Genomic DNA, 24,989 nt, shown 5'->3' with positions numbered 1-24,989 from the left:
ACTCAATGTTCCGTCGCACGCTGATAGGAAACGAGATGTGCGTGCGCGGACATTTTCCAGGTGAATTCGCGGCTTCTGGCCAGCCCCGCAGCACCCAATTCCACCCGTCTGCCGGGTGAATCGAGCAGCGCCCGCAGCGCCACCCCGATGCTGCCGGAATCGGGTTCCGTGTACGCCACCGCGTCGCCCCCGACCTCGGGCAGCGACGTGCGCCGGGTCGTGAGAACCGGGGCGCCACACGCCATCGCCTCCAGCACCGGCATCCCGAACCCCTCGCACCGCGAGGGGAACGCCGCCACCAGCGCGCCGCCGTAGAAACCGGCCAGGTCGCCGAAGGGCAGATAACCGGTCCGTACGACCGTCACGCCGTCGGGCAGCGCGCGCATGGCCGCCTCGACCTCGCGGCCGCTCTCGGCGGGCCCGGCGATGACCAGCGCGGGCGGGTTCTCCATGCCCTCGACGGCCCTGGCGAAGCCCCTGATCAGGTTGGGCGCGTTCTTGCGCGGCTCGGCCGGGCCGACGAAAGCGACGTAGGGACGGCCGTGGATGCCCAGGCGGCTGGTCACCCTGCGTACCTCGGCCTCGCCCGGCGGGTGGAACAGGTCGAGGTCGACGCCGTGGTAGGCGACGTCGATGCGCGTGGGGTCGGCGCCGACGACCCGGATGAGCTCGTCGCGGGTCGCCTTCGAGGGGGTGATCACCCGGCGGGCGGCCCGCGCGGCGGTCTTGGTGGCGGAGCGGAAGAAGGCGGCGCGGTCGGATGCGTACTGGTCGGCCTCGGTGAAGCAGGCGACGTCGTGGATCGTCACCACGCTCGGCACCTCGGAGCGCAGCGGCACCGAGTAGAAGGGCGCGTGGATGACGTCGGCGCCGACCTGCTGGGCCAGCAGCGGCACCCCGGTCTGCTCCCAGACGAGCCGGGCGCCCCGGTTGGCGATGGCGTGGGGGCCGGGCACGATCTTCGCGCCGGGCGCGAGATGGGCGTACCTTTCGGCGTCGGCCCGCTGGCAGACGATGACGAGATCGGCGCCCTGCTGGTCGAGGGCGGCGAGCAGCCCGTCGACGTAGCGGATCAGGGCACCTCGGTCGGCCGGTACAGCCGCGGCGTCTACGAGAACTCGAGGTGTCAACGCGGTCGCTCCCCTCAACGCAAGGCGAAGGTAGACCGTGACGGAAGGCCCCGATTCCTTCGCCCTTGTGTCCCACTGTAGGCCGCCTGGAACGCCAATCGTGAGTGAAATCACACGAATGACCACGTTCCAGAAACGGATTCCGTAGCTATTCCACGGGTTTTTCCGTTTTGTTCGCTCGCCAACCCGCGAACGCCGCACACACCAGATCACCGATCGAAACGACGACCCGTGAGACCAGCGCCGCCGCGATCGCCGACCCCTGGTCGAGCACCGGCGCCAGCGCCGCGACCATCGCGACCTCCCGCACCCCCGCCCCGGCCGGAGCCAGCACGAACACGAACCCGAGACACCACGCGAGCGAGAACGCCCCGAAGCTGAGCAGCACCGCCCGGGGCCCGGTCGCCCCCAACCCATGAACGATCACCGCGAGCTGGGCCCCGTAGGCGACCCACCCCGCGAAGGCCCACCCGGTAGAGGTCAGCACCCCCCGAGCGGTGAGCGGCCGCTCCAACGGAGGTCTTCTGAGCAGCCGGAACCCGAGATTGAGCACCCCGTTGACGACTTTGGGATGCAGCCCGACCGCGAGGATCGGCAGCAGAAGCAGCAACCAGGCGTACCCGGCGACGGAGTCACCGGCGAAGGCGGGCAGCGTCGCGACGGCGACCAGGAGCCCGGTCGCGAGATAGATCGGGTACGTCAAGAAGAAGGCCGCCGCGCTTCGTGCTCGCGGGATGCCGTGGTCCTTCCCCATCTCCATCTGCGCGAGGACGGGCCAGACCGACCCCGGGATGTACTTCCCGAGCTGCCCGATGAAGAAGATCTTCGCCGCGTCCCTGAGCCGCAGCGGCGACCCGAGATCGGCGAGCAGCGCCCGCCACATGAGCATCCCGGCCAGCAACGCCCCGACGACCGCCACCAGCGACAACCCGAGCACCGCCCACGAGAGCCGGGCCAGCCCCGCACTGATCGCCTCCCACTGAGAGACGACCGCCCACACCCCGAACCCGAGGGCAACGGCCAGAAACCCGAACCGGACTGCCCTCTTCAGAAGGGACTTACGAGGAGGTGCGACCACCTCGTCAGGTTCGGCGAGCTCTCCGGCGGATTTTTCCCCGTTTTTCACGACGCCTGAGCTGCCTGCCTGCGGGTCAGGACCGCCTCGGGCGGTTGGGGCAGCGTGATGCCCGACGGGCGGCGTGGGGTCTTGGTCGCGACCCAGATGTAGGTGGGCACGATCGGCAGCAGGGCGCGGAGCGCGGGGCGCGGTGTCTTCTCCAGGGCGGCCTTCGCCGCCTTGCCGGCCGTTCCGGCGAACAGCTCGCCGCCGGCGAACTCCTCCGGGGTGGCCAGGACCGGGAAGGTGTAGTCCCACACGTAGAAGTCGCCCAGCATGCGCTGGAGTCCACCGCGCGTACGGAAGCGTTCGTAGTAGTTGTCGGCCCGGCCGAACGCGCGGACGTAGCGGTCGGCGGCGCGGGGGCCAAGGTAGGACAGGAAGGGCAGCTTGTAGTGGGGTTCCATGATCCCCAGGCGGTTGCCCAGGCCCAGGTAGAGCACGCCATCGTCGGCCAGCACCCGGTGCATGTCGGCGATCACCGCGTCGGGGTCGACCACGTGTTCGTAGATGTGGTTGAAGACGAGCACGTCGACCGAGCCGTCGGGGAAGGGCAGGGCGGTGCCGTCGCCGCACACGAACGCCACCCGCTCGCCGAACCGCCCGGCGGCCTTGCGCAGGCCCGGGACGTCGATGTCGATCCCGAACGTGTGGCGGGCCCCGGCCAGGGCGAGTTCGTCGGCGATGAAGCCGGCCGAGCAGCCGATGTCGGCGACGGTCAGGCCCTCCAACGGCCGGTCGCCCCGGCCCAGGAAGTGGGCCAGCACTGCGATGATCTTGGCGGCCTTGCGGCGGCGTTTGGCCTCGTCCAGCATCGCCGACTGGAACTCGGAGTACTCCAGTTGCGCGGCGCGTTCGGTGCCCACGGGGCGTCCTTCCCTATTGCCGAAAAGTCAGAGGGCTGCCAGGTAGGCGGACCAATATGGCTCGGGGTCGACCGCCTTGACCCCGGCGCGGAGGCGTTCGGGGGTGCCGGGTTCGTAGAACCGGCGCAGGGCGGCGGCGAGGGCGTCGACCGAACCGGGTTCGACCAGCAGGCCGTCGACGTCGTCGGTCACATTGTCCGCCAGCGCGCCGACACGTGTGGCGATGACGGGTACGCCGTGTTCGTGGCCGAGCCAGACGTTCTGCGACGCGGTCGCCGACCGGTAGGGCAGCACGAGCGCGTCGGCCTCGGCGAACAGCTTCGGCACGTCGTCGGCGGGGACGTAGCCCGGCCGCAGGTCCACCCGCTCGGCCAGGTCGAGCTCGTGGATCAGCGCCGCCGTGGTCTCGGTCCCGCCCCAGAACTCCCCCGCCACGGTCAGCCGCACGTCGGGCACCTGCGCCAGAGCGCGGAGCAGCAGATCGAGGCCCTTGTACGGCCGGACGATCCCGAAGAACAGCAGCCGCCGGTTCAGCGACCCCGCACCGGAGGTCCCGACCGAGGGCAGGTGGGGCGGCAGTGACGCCACCTTCACGAACGGCTGCCCCAGTTCGCGGGCCAGCGTGGCCTGGGCCTCGGAGTGGGCGAGCACGCCGTCGACCCGCTTGAGCAGGGCCTTCATCAGCGGCTTGTCGTAGGGCTTGGTCTCGTGGGGCAGGACGTTGTGGCAGAGCGCGATCACCCGGGCCTGCTTGCCCAGGCCGTACAGAATCCCCAAATAGGGCGGGACCTGCACCGGCGACAGGACAGTCAGGATCACGAGGTCGGCGTCGCGCAGGCGACGGCCGCAGGCGACCCACCCGTCGGGACGGCGCCAGTCGAGCAGGCGTCTCACCTGGGAGAACGGCTCGCCCTCGGGGGTGTCGATGGTCTGCACGCCCGGGTAGAGGAACGACGGATACTGCGCCAGCCACGACTCGATCACGACGTCGTGCCCGGCCCGCGCGAGGCGGTGGGCGAGTTCGGTGGTGTGCTGGGCGCCGCCGCCCTTGTAGGGGAACGTCGGCCCGACGATGACGACTCTCATCACTCGTTGCCGCGCGACCGCACGATCAGGTCGGCCAGGAGCGCGACGGAGCCGATGAGCATGCCCGACAGGAAGATCACGATGGCGTTGCTCGTGATGTAGAAGCCCTGGCTGACGACGTCGTAGGTGCCCTTGACCAGCCCGATGCCGACCAGCCACAGCGCGGGCGGCATCAGCACCTTGAGCGGGTTGAAGTACATGATCATGCGGAGCACCTGGAGGATGTACCGGTAGGCGTCGCCGAAGAAGCTGAACTTCGACTTCCCGGCCCGCTTGGCGTAGTCGATCGGCAGGTAGTAGACGTCGTGCTGGTTCGACAGGAACGCCAGCGTGATCGTCGTGACACACGAGAACCCGGGCGGCAGCAGCCGCAGGTAGGGCTTGGCGACCGTGCGCCGGAACGCCCGCAGGCCCGAGTTGAGGTCGGGGATCTTCTGCCCGGCCAGCCGCTCGGCGACCTTCCTGATCACGAACTTGGCCGGCACCCGCAGCAGCTTGTGGGAGCCCTCCTCCGAGGTGCGGGCGCCGACGACCTGGTCGATCGTGGCGTCCTTCTCGAGGATCTGGACGAGCTCGGGGATGCGCTCGTTGGGGTAGGTCATGTCGGCGTCGGTCCACACGACGATCTCGCCGCGGGCCTCCTGCGACCCGATGCGCCGGACCGTGCCCGCGCCGCCGTTGCGGTGGAAGGCGCGGATGCGCATGTTCGGGAACCTCGGCGCGGCCTCGCGGAGGCGCTCCAGCGTCGCGTCGGTCGAGCAGTCGTCGACGGCGACCAGCTCGTAGGTGTAACCCGAGGAGTCCATGGCGGTGCTGATCCGCTCGACCTCGTCGATCACATGGTCCTGCTCGTTGTAGCAGGGCAGCACGATCGTGACGTAGGGATTCTCGCTCACCACTGGTCCACTCTCCGGGGGCATGTCCACGTCGGAAGAGGGTACTCTGCCCAGTCGCGCGCCGACCGCACATCAGGGCACGGCGAGCCAGACGTCGACGCTCAGCGACCACGTTCCGTCAGGGGCTTTGACAAGGGAACGCTCGTCCTGGCGGGTCCGCAGGGCCATGACCTGCCTGGGCGCGCCGTAGGCGGTGAGCTGGCCGGGCTCGGCCGCGAGCAACACGGGATCATGCGTTTTGGCGATGATGCGCCTGACATCTTCTTCACGAGGGATGTCCGTCCCCTCGGGATAGGCGACTCTGGCCGTCGGGAACCCGCACTGGCCCCTGACCACCTGGGTGAGCCGGTCACCGGTGACCCGCTCGACGATCAGCACCGTCGATCCCTCCGGGATCGCGTCGCACATCTTCTGTACGGCGGCCAGCTCGCCCCTTTCGATCGGGCTGAACGCGGTGCCGATCGAAGTGATGGTCGGCGGGATGACCAGCAGGCCCGCCACGGCCCAGATGGGGAGCTTCCGCGCCCCCCACACCGCCAGCAGGATCAACCCGGGGACGATCACCGGGACCAGCCGGCGGGCGGCGAACGGATGGTCGGCGGTGATCGCCGGGCGGTAGAGCGTGGTGACCGTCGTCCACAGGATGATCGCCGTCGGCAGGATCCAGGCCTTCTCCATCTTCCGCATCAGCGTGAACGCCGCGAACACGGCGAGCAGGAGGGCGGGGAGGCCGATGTACCAGATGACCCAGTAGAGCGAGTCCTCGTAGTAGAGGCGGGTGCGGTCGATCGGCAGCCCGTTGGCCTTCTGCACCGCCGCGATCAGCTGGGCGGTGAGCTCGTCGTCGGGGTTGGTCACCGGTCTCTTCACGGTCTCGACGAGTGGCCTGACCGCGAAGGCCAGCACCCCCAGAACCACGCCGGCCGCCGCCACGTTGGGCGCCCAGCGCGGGATCCTCCTAGGCACGAACGGCGCCACGACCAGCACGACCGCGCAGATCGCCAGCAGCGGGAGCAGCGAACCGCTCAGGTAGTCGAAGTAGGGCCGCGACAGCAGGAACCCCGCCCCGAACCCGATCCCGCCCCCGACCAGCACCCCCGCCAGCAACTTGCGCTGCGCGAGGATCCCGAAGACCAGCACGGGCAGGATGTCGCGCAGCCCGTCGATCCTGATCAGCAGGGCCAGCCCGAACACCAGCCCCGCCACGAACATCCGCCGCCCGGCCAGCACCAGCGCGATCCCGCCGAACAGCAGGACCAGCGACGGGATCTCGCTGAACGTGGTCCGCGAGGTGTAGAGGATCGGCAGCGCCACCGCGAACGCCAGCGCCCCGATCCAGGCGAACCGCGCGTGGGTCAGCCGGGCGGTGACCCCGCCGATGGTGAGCACGGCCAGCGCGCCGAGGATCGCCGGGGTGAACCCGGAGGCGTAGAGGATCGGCGCCCCCGGCATGAACTGCGGCGTGATCGCGCCGTCGTGGGCGTAGAACCCCATGCTCGCGAACCTGAGCGCCGGGTCGTTCCCCCCGAACGCCTCGACGCTCGGCGCGATGGGCAGCGAGCCGTGCTCGCGCAGCCAGATGGCGTACTGCTCGTAGGTGGCAGGGTCGCGCCGCACGATGTACTGCTGCGCGGCGTAGACGGTGTTGAACACCCCCGAGCCGAGGGCGATCAGAAAGACCGATCCGGTCTGGAGCCAACTCGCCTCAAGGGAGTCCTTCGGCCACCCCGCCCAGACGAGAAACGCCGCCGCCGGAACCCCCAGCAGGATCATCTGCCAGACCCCGAACCAGCCCAGGAACACCAGCAGCAGCCCGGCCAGCAGCCAGCCCGACAGCGCGAGCGCGGGCAGCGCGGCGGAGACGGCCAGCAGCCGCCCGGGTGACAGGTCCATCCTCAGCGCACGAATGGGCCAGAGCCTAGCGGTGTAGCGTGACCGGGCGACGCGCCCCGCGATAGGCCCTTGACCTGGAGCCCGATGACCGACCACGCCACCACCACCGGTTGCAGAACCGTGAGCGGGCCGTGCTCATCGGCCATGGGCCGGAAGAGCACCGCCGGGAGCTCGCCCACATGACCGCGTCGAGCAGAGAGCCGGAGACCGCACCGCTCGAAGAGGAACGAACCGTTCCCGTGGCCGGGTCGAAGGTGGCGCGGGGCAGCGCCTGGGTGCGGGAGAACCCCTGGTTCACCGGGGTGTTCGCGGTCGGGGTGGTGCTGCGGGTGCTGGCCGTCGTGGGCTACCAGCCCGCGCTCTGGTTTCCCGACACCTACACCTATGTCGTGACGGCCATCCGGCCCCGGCCCGATCTCGTGCGGCCCGCCGGATACTCGTTCTTCCTGCGGTTGCTGGAGCCGTTCCACAGCTTCGGGCTGGTGGTGGTCGTCCAGCACCTCATGGGGCTGGCGGTCGCCGTGCTGATCTACGGCGCGGTCCGGCGGAAGGTCCTCGGGGTGATCGCGGCGGCGGTGGTGCTGCTGGACGCGTACCAGATCCAGCTCGAACACCTGCTCGTCTCGGACACGCTCTTCCTGTTCCTCGTCGTGGCCGCCACCGTGCTGGCGCTCAAGCCGCCCACGTGGCGCCGAGCTCTGGCGATCGGGCTGCTGCTGGCGGCGGCCACGATCACGCGGACCGTCGGGCTGCCGCTGATCCTCGTCTTCCTGGTCCTGTACGGATGGCGCGCCCGCAAGCTCACGGGCGTGTTCGCCGCCGGGGCGCTGGTGCCGGTTCTGGCCTACGGGATCTGGTTCCACGCCGCCCACGACCGGATCGGACTGGTCGGGGCGAACGGGGCGTTCCTCTACGTCCGCGTCATGCCCTTCGCCGACTGCTCGATCATGAAGCCCCCCGCCGACCTCGCGGTGCTCTGCGACGACCGGGCGGTCCGGCCGCCCGCCCAGGACTACGTCTGGGATCCCACGTCTCCCCTGGTCAGGCTGCCGGGAGAGACGTTCACCGCCGAGAACGACGCCCTCGCGCAGCGGTTCGCGCTCCTCGCGATCACCAGCCAGCCGGGCGACTACCTGGCCGCCGTCGCGCGGGATCTGGTCAGGGCGTTCGAGCCGGGCCGGCCGGTCTACCCCAACGCCGAGGTGTACGCCGCCTACGAGTTCCCCGTGACGGTCCCGGCGGAGCCGCAGACCCGGGACACACTTGGGGTCGAACTCGCCCGCCGATATGAAAACGGCCCCATATCCACGCAAGTGATCGAACCTGTGGCGGCCTGGCTCCGTAACTATCAGAGTGTGCTGGCACTACCGGGGCCGCTGCTCCTGCTCGTTCTGCTCGGTCCCGTCATCGCGGTGCGTCGTTCGGACGTCCTCATTCCGTGGGCGGTCGCATGGGCGCTCCTGGTGGTCCCGGCCGCCACGGCGGTCTTCGACTACCGGTACGTCCTGCCCGCCGCCCCCCTGGCGTTCCTGGCCGCCGCACTAGCTCTCTCACCTGCGACGTCAGCGAAATGCAAGTAGCGCTCAGCACAACCGCATACCGTGAAATGTCCAGTAATGAGTATGCTGTCCGCCAGCCCAAATAGGAGATCGCTGGGCCGGTCGACCGCATCGTGACCTAATCTCGAAGGCGCAATGAGCGAGCGAATCATTCACGACGCCCCCGCCTTCGACACGTTTTCAGTCGAGGAGACGGTATGAGCGACCACCGGAACCTCCCCCCCGGCGAACAGCCCGGGTGGGGCAGCGGCGCGTGGTCCTTTGGCGCCGCCAACCCGGCGAACCCCGGTGGTCCCCCACAGCAGCAGCCCGCCTTCGAACCGCCGCCGATGTACGCCGAGCCGCCACCGCAGCCCGCGCGCCGGCGCGAGACCGAGGGCGACCCCGATTTCGACGAGCACCGCTGGGGCGTCGGCGACCGCTGGGACGACGACGACGATGAGCCGCGCCGGTTCCGCTGGCTGAAGCGCCGCAAGAACGACGAGGAGGACGAGGGCGACGACGTCCCGGTCGCCGCGCCTCCGCCGCCCCCCGTCCCGGTCGCCGCGGCCGTGCCGCTCTCGGCGCCGATCGGCGGGCCGCCCCCCGGGAAGCCGCCGAAGGCCGCGAAGAAAGGCGGAGGAGGTGGCCGGCCCAAGGCCGGTCTGGGCGCGCTGGGCTGGGTGAGCGTGGTGCTCACCACCGTGATGGTGGCGGGCAGCCTCACCGCTTACACCGTCTACCGGCGCACGCTCGGCAACATCCGCCAGGTCAACGTCAACGACGCCCTGGGCGCCAACCGTCCCGAGAACCAGACCGGCGCCATCAACGTGCTGCTGGTCGGCTCGGACACCCGGCAGGGCGACAACGCCCGCTACGGCCAGAAGGCCGCCCGCGAAGACCACAGCGAGCGCACCGACACGATCATGCTGCTGCACGTGTCGCCGCAGCGTGACCAGGCGCGCCTGATCAGCTTCCCGCGTGACTCGATGGTGCAGATCCCGGCGTGCACCAACGCGCAGACCAAGGCCGAGATGCCCGCCCAGCTCGGGATGATCAACTCGGCGTTCAACCTGGGCGGCATCGTCTGCACGATCCAGACCATCGAGTCGCTCACCCAGATCCGCGTCGACCACTACATCAAGGTCGACTTCACCGGGTTCAAGAACATCGTCAACGCGCTCGGCGGCATCGAGATCTGCCTGCCCCAGGCGGTCGACGACCGCGCCTCCAAGCTCACGCTCCCGGCCGGTCGCCAGGTCGTGCGAGGCGAGGCCGCGCTCGGCTACGTCCGCATCCGCAAGATCGGCAACGGCAGCGACCTGGAGCGGATCAAGCGCCAGCAGGTCTTCCTCTCGCAGGTCGTGAAGAAGGCCACCAGCAGCGACCTGATCAGCAACCCGTCGAAGCTGCTCGAGGTCGTCGGCGCCGCGACCAAGTCCGTCGAGATGGACGACCAGCTCAACACCGAGACCCTGATCCAGGTCGCGCAGAGCGCCCAGAAGCTCACCGCCAGGGGCTTCAAGGCGATGACCGTCCCGGTCGAGGCCTACGTGGCCGACGCCAACCGGGTGCAGTGGCGCCAGCCGCAGGCCAACAACCTGTTCGCGGCCATCCGCACCGACAGCGAGATCGCCACGACCGCCCCGACCCCGCCCGCGTCGTCGGCCCCGCCCGCCGAAGGCGGCGGCGAGGCCAAGCCGTCGGCTCCCCCGGCGCCGAAGCCCACCGAGCCTGCGCAGGTGCGGGTCCAGGTCGTGAACGGCACCAACACCACCGGCAAGGCCAGCGAGGTCGCCGAGGCGCTGACCGCGCAGGGCTTCCGGGTCACCCAGATCGGCGACGGCCGCAAGGCCGACGGCAGCGACCAGGAGACCAGCTCGGTCGCCTACAAGGGCGCCGGCTGGGAGGGCTCGAAGATGCTCATCGAGTCGCTGCTGAAGCAGGTGGAGGCGTCGACGACGCTGATGCCGGTGGCCAACGTCAAGCCGTTCACGGCGACCACCCCGCCGCCGAACGGGCCGAAGAAGGCCGTCGGCCCGATCATCCAGCTCGTCATCGGCAAGGACTTCGAGGGCGTCAAGGTCCCGCTCTCGGCGGCCGAAGACGAGTCGACGGTCGACTCGAACACCGACATCTGCGCCACCTGATCCACGGTTTCCACCGGCCTTTCGGCCACCCTCCAGGAGCCTTTCCGGCCCTGGAGGGCGTAAATCCGGATTTCCTGGAGATTCCGCCCTCCTGCGACATCCCGGCGACAAGAACGTTAAGGTGGGGTGTCCGGCCTGGGCGCCCCGGTCTCCTTTACGCCACTGTGGGGGCGTTGTCAGGCCTTGTCGTATTCCGTCTGATTCCGCCCGCCGACAGATAGCTGAGCGTTCTTCCGTGAGTGACACGTGAGCGACATCCGAAACCGCCCCCCGGTTCCGAATCCGGACGCTGAAGACGCACCCACGGGAGTGATGGGCCGGATCACCGACGACACCCACCTCGACCTCCCCGTCATCCCGGCCGACCCTCTGGCCCCCGGCCAGCCGGTCGGCGACTACGAGCCCGCCGACCACAGCGGCGCGTACGGCTTCCCGCAGGACGACCGCGGCTTCGGCACCGGCGCCCACCAGCAGCCCGGCGCCTTCGGCCCGGGCCAGGGCGACAACCGCCACTCTTTCGGTACGGCCCCCGACCACGGCGGTTTCGGCACCGGCCCCCAGCGCACGCAGGCCAACGAGCACCACGGGGTCCACTCGACCGGCCCGCAGCAGCTCCCGCCCAACCCCTACGCCTCGGGCGGCCAGCTCGCCGACTCCTTCGCCCCGCCCGGACACCCGTCGCCCGCATTAGACGGCTCCCCCTCCGGCACCGGCCAGCACCCCTTCCCCGGCGCGAACCAGCCCGGCCAGGCGGGCCCCTTCCCCGGCGCGAACCCGGCCGGGTTTCCCGGAGCATCCGAGACCGGCGCTTCCGGTCCCTTCCCCGGCGCCAATCAGGCCGGTTCCTTCCCAGGCTCCCCCGGTGGTTTTCCCGGGGTGAGACCGGGCGGAATCCCCTCAGGCCCGCTCTCCGCGCCCACCAACGCCACCGCCGAGCCGCTGCCCCAGCGCAAGCCGCGTGGCGGCCGCTCGGCCGACGCCCCTCCCGAGGGGTTCGACTACTTCGGCGGCGGCGCCCCCAAGGACGACCCCCGCGCCCAGCAGTCCGGCGCCCCGGCGGGGCAGCGCATCCCGCACACCCCCGACCAGCGCATCCCGCACGCCGCCGCCCAGGCCGGCCCCATGAACGGGCCGTTGAACGCTTCCCCGAGCGGTCCCCCGGCGGGCCCTCCGGGTGGCCCGAACGCGCCGGAACAGCAAGGCGACTGGAGCCCGTGGCAGCAGCGCCGCCGCTCCCCCTACGACCCGCCGTCGTCTCCGCTGCCCACGCAGCCGCCCGGGTTCGAGAACTTCCAGACCGACAGCTTCGCCGCCGTCGGCGCCCACAACACCGGGGGCTTCCCCGAGTCCCCGTCCATGCCGCTCCCGGCCTGGGCGGCGACCCCGCCGACGGCGGCGGTCCCGGGCTACGGCGACGACGAGGAGCCCCGCCCGGCCAAGAAGCCGCGCTCGCCCCACCTCGACAACGTCAAGTTCGTCCTGATCGCGCTGGTCATCTCCAGCCACGCCCTGCGTGACACGATCAACGCCGACGACGTCAACAAGGCCGGGTACATCTGGGCGTTCGCGTTCCACATGCCGCTGTTCGTCATGATCAGCGGCTACCTGTCGCGGAACTTCTGGGACTCCAAGGGCAAGGTCAACAAGCTCGTCGACACGATCCTCATCCCGTATGTGGTCGTGGAGCTGGGCTACGCCGCGCTGCGCTGGGGCCTCGGCGGCAAGTGGACGCTGACCATCACCGACCCGGCCTGGATGAACTGGTATCTGGTCGCGCTGCTGCTGTGGCGGATCACGGTCCCGGTGTGGAAGCGGCTGCGCTGGCCGTTCCCGGTGGCGGTGGCCGTCTATCTGATCTCGGGCTTCTCCCAGCTCGAACAGGACTTCAGCATGGACCGGTTCTTCGGCCTGCTGCCGTTCTTCGTGCTCGGCATGATCCTCCAGCCGCACCACTTCGAGTGGCTCCAGAAGTCGTGGGTCCGGATGGTCAGCGCCTTCGTCCTGGCGGCCTGGACCGCCGCGGCGGTCGTGCTGGCGCCCGAGCTCGGCCTGAAGGTCTTCTACAACCGGTTCAGCTACGCCGACCTCAACCAGCAGTGGGTGTACGCCCTCGGCTTCCGCCTGGCCTGGATGATCGGCGTGCTGGCGCTGTGCTTCGCGGTGCTGTCGATCATCCCCAAGCGGGAGACCTGGTTCAGCGACCTCGGCACCCGGACCCTCTACGCCTACCTCCTCCACGGCATCCCGATCCTGATCCTCAAGGACTTCGGATTACTGAAACTGACGTGGCTGGAGGGGCCGCTCGGCACGCTGGCGATCATCGCGAGCTCGTTCGTGCTGGCCATCATCCTGTGCCTGCCGGTCACCCGGGCCGTCTTCAGGTGGGTGCTGGAACCACGCCTGACCTGGCTCTACCGGAAACCGCAGTCGGAAGTTCAACCGTAGTTCGGCTGCGGTTCACGCCCCGCATCCGGGCATGTCGGACCTGCCGGTCAGCCTCGCTGCATGAAGGTATGTGTCGGGACGGTCGTCCACCATCCGGAGGACGCCAGGATCATGCACCGGCAGATCCGGGCGCTGCTGGACGCGGGTCACGAGGTCACGTACGTGGCGCCGTTCACGCACTGCAACGTGACCCCGCAGCCGGAGATCCGGGCGATCGACGTGCCCCGCGCCGTCGGCCTGCACCGGGCCAAGGCGCTGCGGGCGGCGCGTAAGGCGCTGAAGCGTGGCTGCGCCGACGCCGACCTTCTGCTGGTGCACGACATCGAGCTGCTCCTCGCGCTGCCGAGGCGGCGCCCGGTGACGGTGTGGGACGTCCACGAGGACACGGTCGCCGCGCTCGACGCGAAGCCGTACCTGCCCGACCTCGCGCGCTCCACGCTGCCGCCGCTGCTGCGGAACCTGGAGGCGCGCGCCGAGCGGCGCCTGCACCTGATCCTGGCCGAGGAGTCCTACCGGGGCCGGTTCGCCAAGGACCACCCGGTGGTGCCCAACCACACCTACGTCGCCGAGATCGCCCCGCCTCCGCCGGGCGAGTCCAGGATCGTGTACGTCGGCCACATCTCCGAGGCGCGCGGCGCGGCCGAGATGATCGAACTGGCCGGGCTGCTGCGGCCCCACGGCATCCGCCTCGACCTGATCGGCCCCGCCGACGCGGGCGTGCGCCCGATGCTCCGTGACGCTCAGCGCACCGGTCTGCTCGACTGGTTCGGGTACGTCCCCAACCGCCACGCCCTGCGGATGACCCAGGGCGCCCTGGCGGGCCTGTCGCTGCTGCACGACGTGCCGAACTACCGCGAGTCGATGCCGACCAAGGTGATCGAGTACATGGCCCAGGGCGTGCCGGTGATCACGACGCCGCTGCCCAAGGCGGTCGAGGTCATGAAGGGCTGCGGCACGGTCGTGCCGTTCGGCGACGTGCAGGCGGCCTACCGGGCGGTGCTGGAGCTGCGCGACGACCCCGCCCGCCGGGCGAAGGTGGCCGCCGAGGGTCACGCCGAGGCCCGCGCCTCCTACCACTGGCCCGACCGCGCGCCCGACTTCGTCGGCCTGCTGGAGAACTGGGCCTCGGCCCGCGACCGGGTGACGGTCCGCGGCGGGCACCGCGCCGTGGCGGTCTGAGACTGTACGGCCATGGCCCCGCGTTGATGTACTGGGTTCATGGCTAGCCATCTCATCCAGGGCCGCCGGGTGGACCTTCCGGTGGAGGTCAGGGACGCGGCGGCGGGCGCGGCGACCTATCTCGTGCGGGCCGACGCGGCCCGTGCGGTGATCGCCTACTCGGGGCTCGACGTGACCGAGATCCTCCCGGGGAAGGCGCTGTGCACGCTCGTCTTCGCCGAGTACAAGGACTCCGACCTGGGGTCCTACCACGAGTTCGGGGTCATCTTCTGGGTGCGTCCACCGGAGGCCGGGCCACCGCCCCGCCGGTCGGCGCGGGCCGGGGTGCTCGACATCCGGGCCAGCGGGTCGGCGGCGTTCGTCCACTGGCTGCCGGTCGACCAGATGTTCACGCTGGAGGCGGGCCGGGAGATCTGGGGCTTCCCGAAGGAGCTGGCCGACATCGACGTCCGGCAGAAGACGCCCTACAAGCGGTGCGTGCTGCGCAAGGACGGGCGGCTGGTGCTCGACATCCTGCTGCGGCCCGGCATGCCGCTGCCGAACGTGGGGATGCCGGCGCTGGAGGCGTTCGCGCAGCGCGACGGCCTGACCCGGCGCACGGGCTGGAGCGTGAAGGCGAGCGGGGTGCGGGCCAGGCCGGGCGGCGCGCTGATCCGGCTGGGCAACCACCCGATCGCCAAGGAGCTCAGTGAGCTCGGGCTGCCGAAGCGGGCGCTGACCAGCATGACGGCCGCACACGTGGCCATGAGCTTCGGGGAAGCGTTCTAGACGACCCTCTAGACGATGGGTGGGCGGCCGAGCATGAGCATGTGCCAGGCCGTCCGCCACGCCATCGGGCGGCGTTCGCCCGCGGGTTCGCGCCAGCCTTCGGCGAAGCCGCGGAACCAGGCGCGCAGCGCGAACGGCGAGCGGTCGCGCAGCAGCGTCAGCAGCATCCAGTTGCCCAGGTAGAGCAGCACCAGCGGCCACGGCAGGTTGCGCCGGGCCAGCCACACGCGGTTGCGCGCGTTGAGCCGGTAGAAGTCGGCGTGGCGGGTGGGCAGCACGAGCGGGTGGAACATGACCGTCTCGGCGTCGTATTCGATGCGGTAGCCCTCACCGAGCAGGCGCCACGCGAGGTCGGTCTCCTCGTGGGCGTAGAAGAACTTCTCCGGCAGGCCGCCGACCTGGAGGAAGGCCGACCGCCTGATGGCGCAGGCGCCGCCGAGGAACGTCGTCACGGGCGACGACCTCTCGGGATCGCCGGCCCGCAGGCGGGGGACGTGGCGGCGCTGCACGATGCCGCCGTCGGGGTCCATGACCCGGAAGGAGATCACGGCCAGGTCGGGCTCGGCCGCGAACCGCTCACGGATGTGGGCGGCGACCTTGTCGTTGGCGTACCAGCCGTCGTCGTCGAGGAAGAGCACGACGTCGCCGGAGCACTCCTGGGTGCCCCGGTTGCGTCCTTCGGGGATGCCGACGTTGTGGTCGAGGCGCACGGTCTTCACCACGGCCGAGGAGCCCGGCAGAGGCTCGACGCCCAGCGGCGGGACGTCGACCCCGTTGCCCACGACCACGACTTCGATATCGCCGTCGACCTGCGTCAACGCCGATTCGACGGCGCGGTCGAGCTCCGGAATGCGATTACCCATCGTGAGGATGACACAGGAAATCTTCATGCGTCATCGCCCCGTCACGAGGTGGGAGACACACGATTTCATGATCACCGAGTCTTTTTGGGTGGGCAAATCCGGACTAAGCGTATCGGAACCAGCGGCGAACACCCACCAAACACGAAGTGTCCGGACAAGAGAGATCGCCGCAAAAATCAAGCGAGCCGCCGTGAGGCGAGAATGCTCACCAAGTGCAGAATAAGTTGCACCCCCGCGATGATCGCGCACGCCACGACGAGAATCCTCGTCGCCGGGAACCAGAAGTCGAGAACGGCCGCCACCACCACGATGAGTGACAACTCGACCGCCTGGATCACCCGGTGGAACCGCAGCGCCGCGGCGGCCCGGCGGGCCATCGCGAGCTTGCGCGACTGGAACTGGGTGGCCGACGACTCGGTCGCCGCGATCAGCCCCGACCGGGCCCGTGCGACGTCGACCAGGTCGGTCTCGGCCTTGATGAGGATCGCGCCGAGGGCGGCGGCGAACCCGAGCACGGTATACCAGTCGGGCCAGGTCTCGGAGGCCCGGAAGCCGAGCCCGATGAGGATCGCGGCCTCGGCGAAGTAGTGGCCGACCCGGTCGAGGTAGACCCCGGTCAGGGAGGTGCGGCCGGTCCACCGGGCGAGCTCGCCGTCGGAGCAGTCGAGCAGCAGGTAGACCTGCACCAGCAGGGCCGCCAGCACGGCCGCCGCCAGCCCCGGGAGCAGCAGCACCGCGCCCGCCCCCACCCCGGTCACGATCATCAGACCGGTGACCTGGTTGGGGGTGATGGGGGTCTTGGCCAGCGCCCAGGTGACGTAGATGGACAACTTGCGCATGTAGAGCAGCCCGGCCCAGTGTTCACCGTTGCGGCGCTCCAGGGTCATCTCGGGCTGCGCCTTGGCGCGTACCTCAGCGACCGACGGCGTGGACATATCCCTCAACTCGATCGCGGACCTCGGCCTCGGTGAGGCGCAGGTGCTCAAGGATGGTGTAACGGCCCGGCCGGGTGGACGGCGCCAGCATGACGGCCTCGGTGAACTGCTCACCGGTCAGGCCCACGTCGAGGTGGGTGACCGGCAGTTCGTGCCGCCGGAGGCACTCGGCGAGCTGCGCCAGCCGGGCCTCGTCGTCGCGCAGGTAGAAACAGAACGCGGCGCCGATTCCGGCCAGCTCACCGTGGTTGGAGGTACCGGGGAAGAGCTGGTCCACGGCATGGAGGATCTCATGGTCGCCGCCACTGGCCGGACGGCTTGACCCTGCGATGACCATCGACATGCCGGAAAGAATCAAAGCCTCCGCCAAGACGGTCAGGAACGCGTCGGACTCGATGGAGTCGCGCCTTCCCAGAACGGCCTCGGCGGCCGTGCGCGCCATCGAGCAGGCCAGCCCGTCGATCGGCTCGCCGCGCTCGGTGTTGCCGAGCTGCCAGTCGTCGATCGCCGACAGGTTGCTGATGACGTCGCCGATGCCCGACCGCACGAGCGCCTGGGGGGCGTCGTGGACGAAGTCGAGGTCGACCATGATCGCCACCGGCATCGGGACACCGAACGAGCCCTTGCCGCTCTCATGGGTGAGCGAGGCGGTCGGCGAGCAGATGCCGTCGTGGGCCAGGTTGGTCGCCACGGCGACCATCGGTATGCCGGCCAGCGAGGCGGCGTATTTGGTGGCGTCGATGGTCTTGCCGCCACCGATGCCGACCAGCGCCTCGTAGGCGCCCTTGCGGAGGTCGGCGCCCAGGGTGATGGCGGCGTCGACCGAGCCGTCGGGCACCCGGAAGACCTCGGCGTCGCCGAGGGAGGGAGCGATGACCTTGGTGATGCGGTCGCCCAGGCCGGCGCCCACGGCGACCGCCACCCGCCCGGAGGTCGCCACCCGGCTGTCGGCCAGCAGCGACCCGAGCTGCGCGATGGCGCCCCGGCGCACGTCCATGGTGATGGGTGCGGGGAGCATCCTCGCCAGAATCGGCATGTGCCCCCCTCTCAGTAGGTCGTGGCGATGACGCGGGCCTTGGCCAGGTCGTCGTGGTTGTCGACCTCGACCCAGCGCACGTCGCCGATCGGCGCGACGTGGATGGACTCGCCGCGCTCGACCATCTCCTGGTAGCCGTCTTCGTAGTAGAGCTGGGGATCGCGCTCGAAGGTGGTACGCAGCGCGTCGGCCAGGCGTTCGGCGGCGCCGGGCCGGATGAGGGTGGCGCCGATGTACTCGCCGTAGGCGTCGGAAGGTTCCATCAGCTTGGTGATGCGCTTGAGCTGCTCACCGCCGAGCGTGACCTTCATCTCCTCGTCGCCGAGCGTCTTCACGTCGTCGACCGCGAGCAGGATGTCACTGGTCTCGGGGGCGTTCAGCAGGGTGTGCTCCACCGAGACGGGGTGGACGGTGTCGCCGTTCACCAGCAGCACGCCATGGGAGAAGTAGTCACGGGCGCACCACAGCGAGTAGGCGTTGTTCCACTCTTCGGCCTTGTCGTTGAAGACCAGCGTCAGGTTCACCCCGTGACGGTCTTCCAAAGCGGCCTTCCGCTCGACGACGGCCTGCGCCTGGTAGCCCACGATCACCACGACCTCGCGGAGGTCCACCGCGGCGAGGTTGCCCAGCGCGATGTCCAGGATCGTCGTCTCCCCGTCGACCGGCACCAGCGCCTTGGGCAGAGTGTCGGTGTAGGGCCTTAGACGGCGGCCGGCTCCGGCGGCCAGCACCATTCCCAGCAACGTGCGCTCCTTGAGGTCGAACTGCGTGTAACCCCACAGGTTAGTTGCCAACCGGACCCGAAGGTGTCATCAGGTTGAGGGCTGTTGTTCAGATTAATCGTTGATGCCGAGATTGGCGGCCTCTGTCCCGGAACGCGGGGCCGCCAGCCAGCAGGTCACGCTCTCCCAGCCGAACATTCCCCAGAGGTAGAGCGCCAGGAGCACGAAGACCACGGTGACGCCGTCGAACCAGGCGCCCGCGGCGATCACGAGCATCCGGCCCTCCCAGCCGAATCCGGCCGCCGCGAGCCAGGCAGGGGGGTAGACGTGCTGACGGACCCGGTAAACGAGGTCGTAATGGTGGAAGAGAATAGCGCCGAGGAGCAGGAAGATGATCACCGGGGGCACCCCGTGGGCGAACCCGACCATCGCGATGAAGCCGTATTCGGTGATCCGCAGGATCGGCGGCACCAGCCAGTCGAGCCGCCCGTCGTGGCGGTGGGAGGAGCCGGGCCCGGCCAGCAGCAGCGCGACCGCCGGGGCGAAGACCGCCGGGCCGTCGGTGCCCGCGATGCCGAGGGCCAGCAGCACCCCGGTGATGACCATGCCGACGATGGCGGGCGGCAGCGGCGGGATCTGGCCGGAGACCATCGTGCCCATCGCGCCGGAGAGCGGGCCGTCGTCGCGGTAGGCGACCACGTGCCCGGCGGGCACCGGGACGATCTGAACCGTCGTCGTCAAAGTGACCTCGCGATCCGCCCGGTGAGCGTGTAGAGGGCGGCGATCCCGCCCCAGACCAGCAGTGCGACGAACGTGACGTGGGCGTTGAAGAACGCGGCCGTGATCGCGATCAGCGCCATGCGCTCACCGATCGGCAGCACGACGATCTTCTTGGCCCATCGGGTGGCGGTGCCCTTCTCGAACCTCCCGGCCAGCTGCACCAGCCGGGCGCCGTCGGCGGCCACGGCCAGCGACCGGCGGGAGTTCCCCCAGGCCGAGCCCACCTTGGCGGCGTCGGCCACCGCACCGGCGTACGAGAAGTCGATCATGTGCCGGATCGCCTGGAGCAGCATCGCGGCGACCGCGAGGGCCCAGATGTTGTCCGGCCCGGTGAGCCCGCCGACCGCTCCCCCGCTGTAGCCGATGGCCAGCCCGACGTAGACGACGTATTCCTTGACCCGGTCGAACGTGGCGTCGAGCCACGCCCCGATCGGCGAGAAGCGCCGCGTGTAGCGGGCGAGCTGCCCGTCGACGCAGTCGAGCACGAACGACAGGTAGAGCGCGACCGCCCCGGCGAGCTGCGCGGGACGGGTGCCCATGGAGAACCAGACCGCCGCCATCACGGCCAGGCCGACCGAGATGCCGGTGACCCCGTTGGGCGTCACCCGCAGCCACGCCGCCGCCTTCACGACGTGACGCGACCAGGTGCTGACGGCGTAGGTGGCGAAGAAGCCGTCATCCTGTTTGACGGCGGCGTCGAGGCGGGCGCGCTCCTCGTCGACCGCGCCGAGACGGCCGAACGCGGCGTCGGCGGCCTCCTGCCCGGCCACCCGTTCGGCGTGCAGCCGCCCGAGGGACACGGCGGCGACCGGCACCCCCGAGCGCACCAGCCCGGCCAGCAGCAGGTCGGCGGCCTCGTCGTCGCGGGCGTCACCGAGCAGGCCGTCTCTGGCCAGGTCGCTCAGCTCGGCCGCGACGGCGGCCAGCGACGGCAGGTCGCCGACGCCGACCTGGAGCACGCCCCGGAAGGTCGCGTTGGCCCCGACGAGCTGGTGGAAGGAGTTCCCCGCGGCGATGACCCGGTCGCCTTCCGCCCGGACCGGGCTCATGCCGGGTTCCTCGGCGCCGACCAGCGCGCCCGTCCCCCTGGCCGGGTGTTCCAGCAGGCCGGCGATGGCCTCGGTGTGGGCGACGACGTCACCTGAGATGATGGCCAGCGGCGCGGACGCGGCACCGGCCACGACGGCGATCTCCCCGAGGTCGTCGGCGAGGTGACCGCCCGCGCGGCCGACCACCCTGACCGCGACCGGAATGGAGGTGAGCTGCTCGGTGAGCCGTCCGAGCACGGTGCCCCCGTCGCAGGCCAGCCTGGCCGCAGGGGTGTTGGCGAGCACGACCGCCATGGTCTGCGTGATCGTGTCGGGCTGAACCCGCATGTCAGACCCCACTTCGCTCGACGCCCGCCGTAACCCGAAAAGTAACCGAGTGATCACTAATGGGCAATCACCGCCGGGGGTATGGTGCGGGCGGGGAGGATCAAGATGATCGAATCACGGTTGCGCACGGTCGGTGTCGTCCTGGCCGGAGGTGTCGGCCAGCGGGTCGGGCTGGGCACGCCGAAGCAGCTCCTCAAGATCGCGGGGCGGACCATCCTGGAGCACACCCTCGCCGTCTTCGACGGCCACCCCGACATCGACGAGGTCGTCGTTCTGATGACCCCGGGGTTCGGTGACGAGGTGCGGGCGCTCGTGGAGCGTAACGGTTTCACGAAGGTCAGCAAGGTGATCGACGGAGGTTCGAGCCGCACCGAGTCGACCTGGCGGGCCCTTTCGGCCCTGGGTGAGGAGGAATGTGACGTCCTGCTCCACGACGCCGTGCGCCCCCTGATCGAGCCGCGCATCATCGCCGAGTGCGTCAGGAAGTTGCAGGAGTTCCAGGCGGTCGACGTCGCGATCCCGTCGAGCGACACCGTCGTGGTGGCGGTCCAGGGTCCTTCGGGGGAGATCATCCGCGACATCCCCGACCGTTCGTGGCTGCGCCGGGGGCAGACGCCCCAGTGCTTCCGGCTGTCGCTGATCCGCGACGCCTACCGGCGGGCGATGGCCGATCCCGATTTCGACAAGAGGCCCGCCACCGACGACTGCGGCGTCATGCTGCGCTACCGCCCCGACGTGCCGATCTCGATCGTGCCCGGCAGCGAGCACAACATGAAGGTGACCCACCCGGTCGACGTCTACATCGCCGACAAGCTGTTCCAGCTCGCCGCCGCCACCCCGCCCGAGCCGCAGCCCGACCTCAACCTCACCGGCAAGGTGATGGTCGTCTTCGGCGGCTCCTACGGCATCGGCGCCGACGTCGTCGACCTGGCCCGCAAGCACGGCGCCGACACCCACGTCTTCTCCCGCTCCCACGGCGCGGTCGCGGTGCAGGATCCGGTCGCGGTGGCCGAGGCCCTCCAGGGGGTGTACGCCACCACCGGGCGCATCGACTACGTCGTCAACACCGCGGCCGTGCTCCACATGGGCAAGCTGGCCGACACCGACCTGACGACCGTCGGCGAGGCGATCGGGGTCAACTACATGGGCCCGGTCAACGTGGCCAGGGCCGCGTTCAAATACCTCGCCGAGACGCGGGGTCACCTGCTGCTCTACACCTCCTCCTCCTACACGCGCGGCCGGGCCGACTACAGCCTCTACTCGTCCACCAAGGCCGCCGTCGTCAACCTGACGCAAGCGCTGGCCGACGAGTGGGCGCCCCACGGCATCCGGGTCAACTGCGTGAACCCCGAGCGCACCGCCACGCCGATGCGGCAGCGCGCGTTCGGCGACGAACCGCCGACCTCCCTTCTTTCTCCTTACGCCGTCGCGGCGACCAGCATCGATGTGCTGGTGTCCCCTTTGACCGGACAGGTGATCGATGTGCGGCTGACCGGGTAAGTCCCCCCTATGGGGAAGAAAGTCCTGGTCACAGGCATTGTGCTGGGGTCGTATCCGGTGTTGGTGGCGGCGGCGCTCGCCCCGGTGCCGTGGGTGTTCGCGGTGGCGGTGCTGGTTTCGTACATCGCGGAACTGGCGCTGCCGAAGGCGGCGGCCGACCAGCTCAGCCGGGTGCACCTGGGGGTGACGGTCCGGTTCCTGGCCAGGGAGATGGCGGCGGTGCTGCTGCTGGCCCGGCTCGGGATGCCGTTCGCGCCGCTCGCGGGCGGGCTGTTCATCTTCCACGCGATGCGCGCGACCCAGACCGGGCTGGCGCTGTTCCTGCACCGGTGGCACCACCTGCGGCCGGTCGAGTCGCGCAACCTCCAGGTCGCGCTGCCGAAGGCGCCGCCGGAGCGGCTGCTCGGCCAGCGCGGCACCCGCCTGCTCTACTTCGACGTCCCGCCGGTCGCGCTGGCGGCGGCGTCGGGGCTGACCGGGGTGGTCTGGCCGACCGGCGCCGGGATGGCCGCGACGCTGGCCTGCATGGCGGTGGTGACGGCGGTGCTCGGGCTGCAGCTGCGGCGGGCCGCGCCGATAGCCGACCGCCGCCGGGTCATCCACACGGTCGACGAGAGGGTCGGCGCCTACGACCCCGAGGTGATCCTCTACTTCTCCGGGTCGGCCAACGCGATCTACCAGGCGTCGATGTGGCTGCCCGTGCTGGAGGCGCTGCCCCGGCGGGCGCTGGTCGTGCTGCGGGAGCGGCCGCTGTTCGCGGCGCTGGCGCCGACGTCACTGCCGGTGCTGTGCATCCCGTCGGCCGTGGACATGATGAACTTCCGCGGGCTCGACAGCGCGCGGGTGGCGCTGTTCGCCTCCAACGTCGGCAACAACATCCACATGCTGCGGGTGCCGGGTGTGGTGAGCGTGTTCGTCGGCCACGGCGACAGTGACAAGGAGGCGTCGTTCAATCCGTACACGAAGGTCTATGACCAGGTCTGGGTGGCCGGTCCCGCCGGGCGCGACCGCTACCGGCGCGCCGACGTCGGGGTGCGCGACGACGCGATCGTCGAGGTGGGCCGCCCGCAGCTGGCCGGGATCAGCGAGAAGGGGCCGCGCACCCGCTCGGTTCTCTACGCCCCCACCTGGGAGGGCTGGACCGACGACCTGTTCCACAGCTCGGTGGCCGCGATGGGCCCATACCTGATCGACGCCCTGCTCGCCGAGGGGGTCAGGGTCGTCTACAAGCCCCACCCGCTGACCGGGCACCGGTCGATGGCCTTCCGCCGCGCGCACGGCGCGATCATGGAACGGCTGCGCCGCGAACACCCCGACGCGGGCGCGGTGGTGCTGGGTTCGAGCCCGAGCCTGTACGACTGCTTCAACGACGCCGACCTGCTCATCAGCGACATCTCGAGTGTGGTCGCCGACTTCATGGCGTCGGGCAAGCCCTATGTGGTCACCAACGTCACCGGCAAGGAGCGCGCCGAGTTCGTCGCCCGCTATCCGTCGGCCGGGGCGGCCTACCTGCTGTCGAAGGACCTGCGGGAGCTCCCCGAGATCCTGGCCCAGCTCGCCAAGGACCCCGGCGAGGACGAACTGGCCGACGCCCGCCTCGGCCTGCGCGGCTACCTGCTCGGCGACGGCGAACCGATGGCCCGGTTCGCCGCGGCCGTCGACGAGGCCTACCGGCAGGGGCTAGCTAAACAGGTCCTGTAACCCGATCGTCTCCTGCTTCTTGCGCAGCCGCTTCGGGCTGGTGATGAAGCCGGTGCCCCACGACATGTGCATGGTGGCGTAGACGACCGGCAGGCGCAGCAGCGCGGCCGGTTCGAGATCCTTGCCGGTGAGGAACGAACCGGCGGCGATCGCCAGCACGTAGCCGACCGGGATGATCAGCGCGGGCGGCCAGAAGACCCCGGCGACCAGCCCGAGCGCGAACAGCGTGACCGCGATCGGCGGCGCGAGGTAGCGCAGGTTGATGGTGCCCTGGTGGGTGCGGGCCACCACCCGGCGCCAGCGGCCGTAGTGGAAGTACTGACTGGCCAGGGCGCCGACGGTGGCGCGCGGCCGGTAGGAGACCCGCATCTTCGGCTGGAACCAGACCAGGCCGCCGGTCGCCCGGATGCGGTGGTTCATCTCCCAATCTTGCGCGCGCTGGAAGTGTTCGTCGTAGCCGCCGACCCGCTCAAGAGCGGTGCGCCGGAAGACGCCCAGATAGACCGTGTCGGCCGGGCCGCCCTCGCCACCGACGTGGAAGGCGGCGTTGCCGACCCCGATCTTCGAGGTCATCGCCCGCGCGACGGCCTTCTCGAACGGGCTGACGCCCTCGGCGGCCATGATGCCGCCGACGTTGTCGGCCCCGGTCTGCTGGAGGGTCTCCACGGCGGTGCGGACGTAGTCGCGCGGGAGCATGGCGTGGCCGTCGCAGCGGGCCACCACCTCGCCCTTGGAGGCGTTGATCGCGGCGTTGAGCGCATGAGGCGTGCGGCCCGTCGGATTGGGCACCAGGGTCACCCGCGAGTCGGCCGCGGCGATCGACTCGGCGACCTCCTGAGTGCGGTCACGGGAGGGCCCGACGGCCAGGACGACGTCGATCGGGCCCGCATAGTCCTGATCGAGGACCTGCTGGACCGCTTCGCGTAGATGCCGTTCTTCGTTGAGCACCGGCATGATGACGGAGACCGCGGGGGGCGCGTCGAGGAAGGGGTTCATGGCTGCGCTCAC

Annotated in this window: 20 protein-coding genes; 7 read left to right on the top strand and 13 right to left on the bottom strand. The window is 70.2% G+C overall.

What is annotated here, in order from left to right; translation table 11 throughout:
* Positions 1 to 2 precede the first annotated feature (2 nt).
* The 6 genes from ACYQ78_RS17545 to ACYQ78_RS17520 all read right to left on the bottom strand — a co-directional run bounded on the left by ACYQ78_RS17545 (position 3) and on the right by ACYQ78_RS17520 (position 6,988).
* Positions 3 to 1,130, bottom strand: a complete 1,128-nt coding sequence (locus ACYQ78_RS17545) for a glycosyltransferase family 4 protein (protein ID WP_459801916.1) — start codon at positions 1,128 to 1,130, stop codon at positions 3 to 5.
* A 148-nt stretch (positions 1,131 to 1,278) separates the two neighbouring features.
* The gene (locus tag ACYQ78_RS17540) at positions 1,279 to 2,256 is read right to left on the bottom strand and encodes a lysylphosphatidylglycerol synthase transmembrane domain-containing protein (RefSeq protein ID WP_459801915.1); all 978 of its coding nucleotides are present in this window, start codon (positions 2,254 to 2,256) and stop codon (positions 1,279 to 1,281) included.
* Entirely contained in the window at positions 2,253 to 3,113 is an 861-nt protein-coding gene (locus ACYQ78_RS17535) for a class I SAM-dependent methyltransferase (protein ID WP_459801914.1), read from the bottom strand. Before ACYQ78_RS17535 ends, ACYQ78_RS17540 begins: the two co-directional genes overlap by 4 nt.
* Positions 3,114 to 3,140: 27 nt before the next feature.
* Entirely contained in the window at positions 3,141 to 4,199 is a 1,059-nt protein-coding gene (locus ACYQ78_RS17530; protein ID WP_459801913.1) for a glycosyltransferase family 4 protein, read from the bottom strand.
* Positions 4,199 to 5,119, bottom strand: a complete 921-nt coding sequence (locus tag ACYQ78_RS17525; protein WP_459802410.1) for a glycosyltransferase family 2 protein — start codon at positions 5,117 to 5,119, stop codon at positions 4,199 to 4,201. The genes ACYQ78_RS17530 and ACYQ78_RS17525 overlap by 1 nt, the downstream gene beginning before the upstream one ends.
* A 48-nt stretch (positions 5,120 to 5,167) precedes the next feature.
* On the bottom strand, positions 5,168 to 6,988 hold the full coding sequence (locus ACYQ78_RS17520; protein WP_459801912.1) for a hypothetical protein: 1,821 nt from the start codon (positions 6,986 to 6,988) through the stop codon (positions 5,168 to 5,170).
* Positions 6,989 to 7,098: 110 nt separating this feature from the next.
* On the opposite strand from ACYQ78_RS17520, the gene ACYQ78_RS17515 reads away from it, so the two are divergent.
* The 5 genes from ACYQ78_RS17515 to ACYQ78_RS17495 all read left to right on the top strand — a co-directional run bounded on the left by ACYQ78_RS17515 (position 7,099) and on the right by ACYQ78_RS17495 (position 15,068).
* Positions 7,099 to 8,568: a hypothetical protein gene (locus tag ACYQ78_RS17515; RefSeq protein ID WP_459801911.1), complete on the top strand. Its 1,470-nt coding sequence runs from the start codon at positions 7,099 to 7,101 to the stop codon at positions 8,566 to 8,568.
* Between the two features lie 176 nt (positions 8,569 to 8,744).
* A complete protein-coding gene (locus ACYQ78_RS17510) occupies positions 8,745 to 10,676 on the top strand; it encodes an LCP family protein (RefSeq protein ID WP_459801910.1) in 1,932 nt (643 codons plus the stop codon).
* A 246-nt stretch (positions 10,677 to 10,922) separates the two neighbouring features.
* On the top strand, positions 10,923 to 13,121 hold the full coding sequence (locus ACYQ78_RS17505; protein WP_459801909.1) for an acyltransferase family protein: 2,199 nt from the start codon (positions 10,923 to 10,925) through the stop codon (positions 13,119 to 13,121).
* A gap of 60 nt (positions 13,122 to 13,181) precedes the next feature.
* The gene (locus ACYQ78_RS17500) at positions 13,182 to 14,300 is read left to right on the top strand and encodes a glycosyltransferase family 4 protein (RefSeq protein ID WP_459801908.1); all 1,119 of its coding nucleotides are present in this window, start codon (positions 13,182 to 13,184) and stop codon (positions 14,298 to 14,300) included.
* A 39-nt stretch (positions 14,301 to 14,339) separates the two neighbouring features.
* A complete protein-coding gene (locus tag ACYQ78_RS17495) occupies positions 14,340 to 15,068 on the top strand; it encodes an acetoacetate decarboxylase family protein (protein WP_459801907.1) in 729 nt (242 codons plus the stop codon).
* An 8-nt stretch (positions 15,069 to 15,076) separates the two neighbouring features.
* On the opposite strand, the gene ACYQ78_RS17490 is transcribed toward ACYQ78_RS17495, so the two are convergent.
* The 6 genes from ACYQ78_RS17490 to ACYQ78_RS17465 form a co-directional block, all read right to left on the bottom strand.
* Complete coding sequence (locus tag ACYQ78_RS17490; protein ID WP_459801906.1) at positions 15,077 to 15,958, bottom strand: glycosyltransferase family 2 protein; 882 nt, start codon at positions 15,956 to 15,958, stop codon at positions 15,077 to 15,079.
* Between the two features lie 149 nt (positions 15,959 to 16,107).
* A complete protein-coding gene (locus ACYQ78_RS17485; RefSeq protein ID WP_459801905.1) occupies positions 16,108 to 16,866 on the bottom strand; it encodes a CDP-alcohol phosphatidyltransferase family protein in 759 nt (252 codons plus the stop codon).
* Positions 16,844 to 17,884 carry an iron-containing alcohol dehydrogenase family protein gene (locus tag ACYQ78_RS17480; protein WP_459802409.1) on the bottom strand — a complete coding sequence of 347 codons (1,041 nt, stop codon included), beginning with the start codon at positions 17,882 to 17,884 and terminating at the stop codon, positions 16,844 to 16,846. Before ACYQ78_RS17480 ends, ACYQ78_RS17485 begins: the two co-directional genes overlap by 23 nt.
* 29 nt (positions 17,885 to 17,913) lie before the next feature.
* Complete coding sequence (locus ACYQ78_RS17475; RefSeq protein WP_459802408.1) at positions 17,914 to 18,645, bottom strand: phosphocholine cytidylyltransferase family protein; 732 nt, start codon at positions 18,643 to 18,645, stop codon at positions 17,914 to 17,916.
* Positions 18,646 to 18,738: 93 nt separating this feature from the next.
* A complete protein-coding gene (locus tag ACYQ78_RS17470; protein WP_459801904.1) occupies positions 18,739 to 19,365 on the bottom strand; it encodes a DUF5941 domain-containing protein in 627 nt (208 codons plus the stop codon).
* Positions 19,362 to 20,780: a CDP-alcohol phosphatidyltransferase family protein gene (locus ACYQ78_RS17465; protein ID WP_459801903.1), complete on the bottom strand. Its 1,419-nt coding sequence runs from the start codon at positions 20,778 to 20,780 to the stop codon at positions 19,362 to 19,364. The genes ACYQ78_RS17470 and ACYQ78_RS17465 overlap by 4 nt, the downstream gene beginning before the upstream one ends.
* Positions 20,781 to 20,885: 105 nt before the next feature.
* On the opposite strand from ACYQ78_RS17465, the gene ACYQ78_RS17460 reads away from it, so the two are divergent.
* Together ACYQ78_RS17460 and ACYQ78_RS17455 are read left to right on the top strand one after the other, a co-directional pair.
* On the top strand, positions 20,886 to 22,280 hold the full coding sequence (locus ACYQ78_RS17460) for an SDR family NAD(P)-dependent oxidoreductase (RefSeq protein WP_459801902.1): 1,395 nt from the start codon (positions 20,886 to 20,888) through the stop codon (positions 22,278 to 22,280).
* Between the two features lie 9 nt (positions 22,281 to 22,289).
* Positions 22,290 to 23,981: a CDP-glycerol glycerophosphotransferase family protein gene (locus ACYQ78_RS17455; protein WP_459801901.1), complete on the top strand. Its 1,692-nt coding sequence runs from the start codon at positions 22,290 to 22,292 to the stop codon at positions 23,979 to 23,981.
* Here ACYQ78_RS17455 and ACYQ78_RS17450 read toward each other — a convergent pair.
* On the bottom strand, positions 23,961 to 24,977 hold the full coding sequence (locus ACYQ78_RS17450; protein WP_459802407.1) for a glycosyltransferase family 2 protein: 1,017 nt from the start codon (positions 24,975 to 24,977) through the stop codon (positions 23,961 to 23,963). The genes ACYQ78_RS17455 and ACYQ78_RS17450 overlap by 21 nt on opposite strands.
* Between the last annotated feature and the right edge of the window lie 12 nt (positions 24,978 to 24,989).

The organism is Herbidospora sp. RD11066 (assembly GCF_054661255.1).
The sequence above is the reverse complement of the archived record's forward strand: the minus strand, read 5'-3'. Positions and strand labels throughout refer to the sequence as shown.

Coding starts and splice junctions, on each gene's coding strand:
- ACYQ78_RS17455 (WP_459801901.1), top strand. CDS start 22,290: ATGGGGAAGAAAGTCCTGGTCACAGGCATTGTGCTGGGGTCGTATCCG.
- ACYQ78_RS17465 (WP_459801903.1), bottom strand. CDS start 20,780: ATGCGGGTTCAGCCCGACACGATCACGCAGACCATGGCGGTCGTGCTC.
- ACYQ78_RS17450 (WP_459802407.1), bottom strand. CDS start 24,977: ATGAACCCCTTCCTCGACGCGCCCCCCGCGGTCTCCGTCATCATGCCG.
- ACYQ78_RS17480 (WP_459802409.1), bottom strand. CDS start 17,884: ATGCTCCCCGCACCCATCACCATGGACGTGCGCCGGGGCGCCATCGCG.
- ACYQ78_RS17525 (WP_459802410.1), bottom strand. CDS start 5,119: ATGCCCCCGGAGAGTGGACCAGTGGTGAGCGAGAATCCCTACGTCACG.
- ACYQ78_RS17460 (WP_459801902.1), top strand. CDS start 20,886: ATGATCGAATCACGGTTGCGCACGGTCGGTGTCGTCCTGGCCGGAGGT.
- ACYQ78_RS17520 (WP_459801912.1), bottom strand. CDS start 6,988: ATGGACCTGTCACCCGGGCGGCTGCTGGCCGTCTCCGCCGCGCTGCCC.
- ACYQ78_RS17485 (WP_459801905.1), bottom strand. CDS start 16,866: ATGTCCACGCCGTCGGTCGCTGAGGTACGCGCCAAGGCGCAGCCCGAG.
- ACYQ78_RS17490 (WP_459801906.1), bottom strand. CDS start 15,958: ATGAAGATTTCCTGTGTCATCCTCACGATGGGTAATCGCATTCCGGAG.
- ACYQ78_RS17510 (WP_459801910.1), top strand. CDS start 8,745: ATGAGCGACCACCGGAACCTCCCCCCCGGCGAACAGCCCGGGTGGGGC.
- ACYQ78_RS17495 (WP_459801907.1), top strand. CDS start 14,340: ATGGCTAGCCATCTCATCCAGGGCCGCCGGGTGGACCTTCCGGTGGAG.
- ACYQ78_RS17530 (WP_459801913.1), bottom strand. CDS start 4,199: ATGAGAGTCGTCATCGTCGGGCCGACGTTCCCCTACAAGGGCGGCGGC.
- ACYQ78_RS17500 (WP_459801908.1), top strand. CDS start 13,182: ATGAAGGTATGTGTCGGGACGGTCGTCCACCATCCGGAGGACGCCAGG.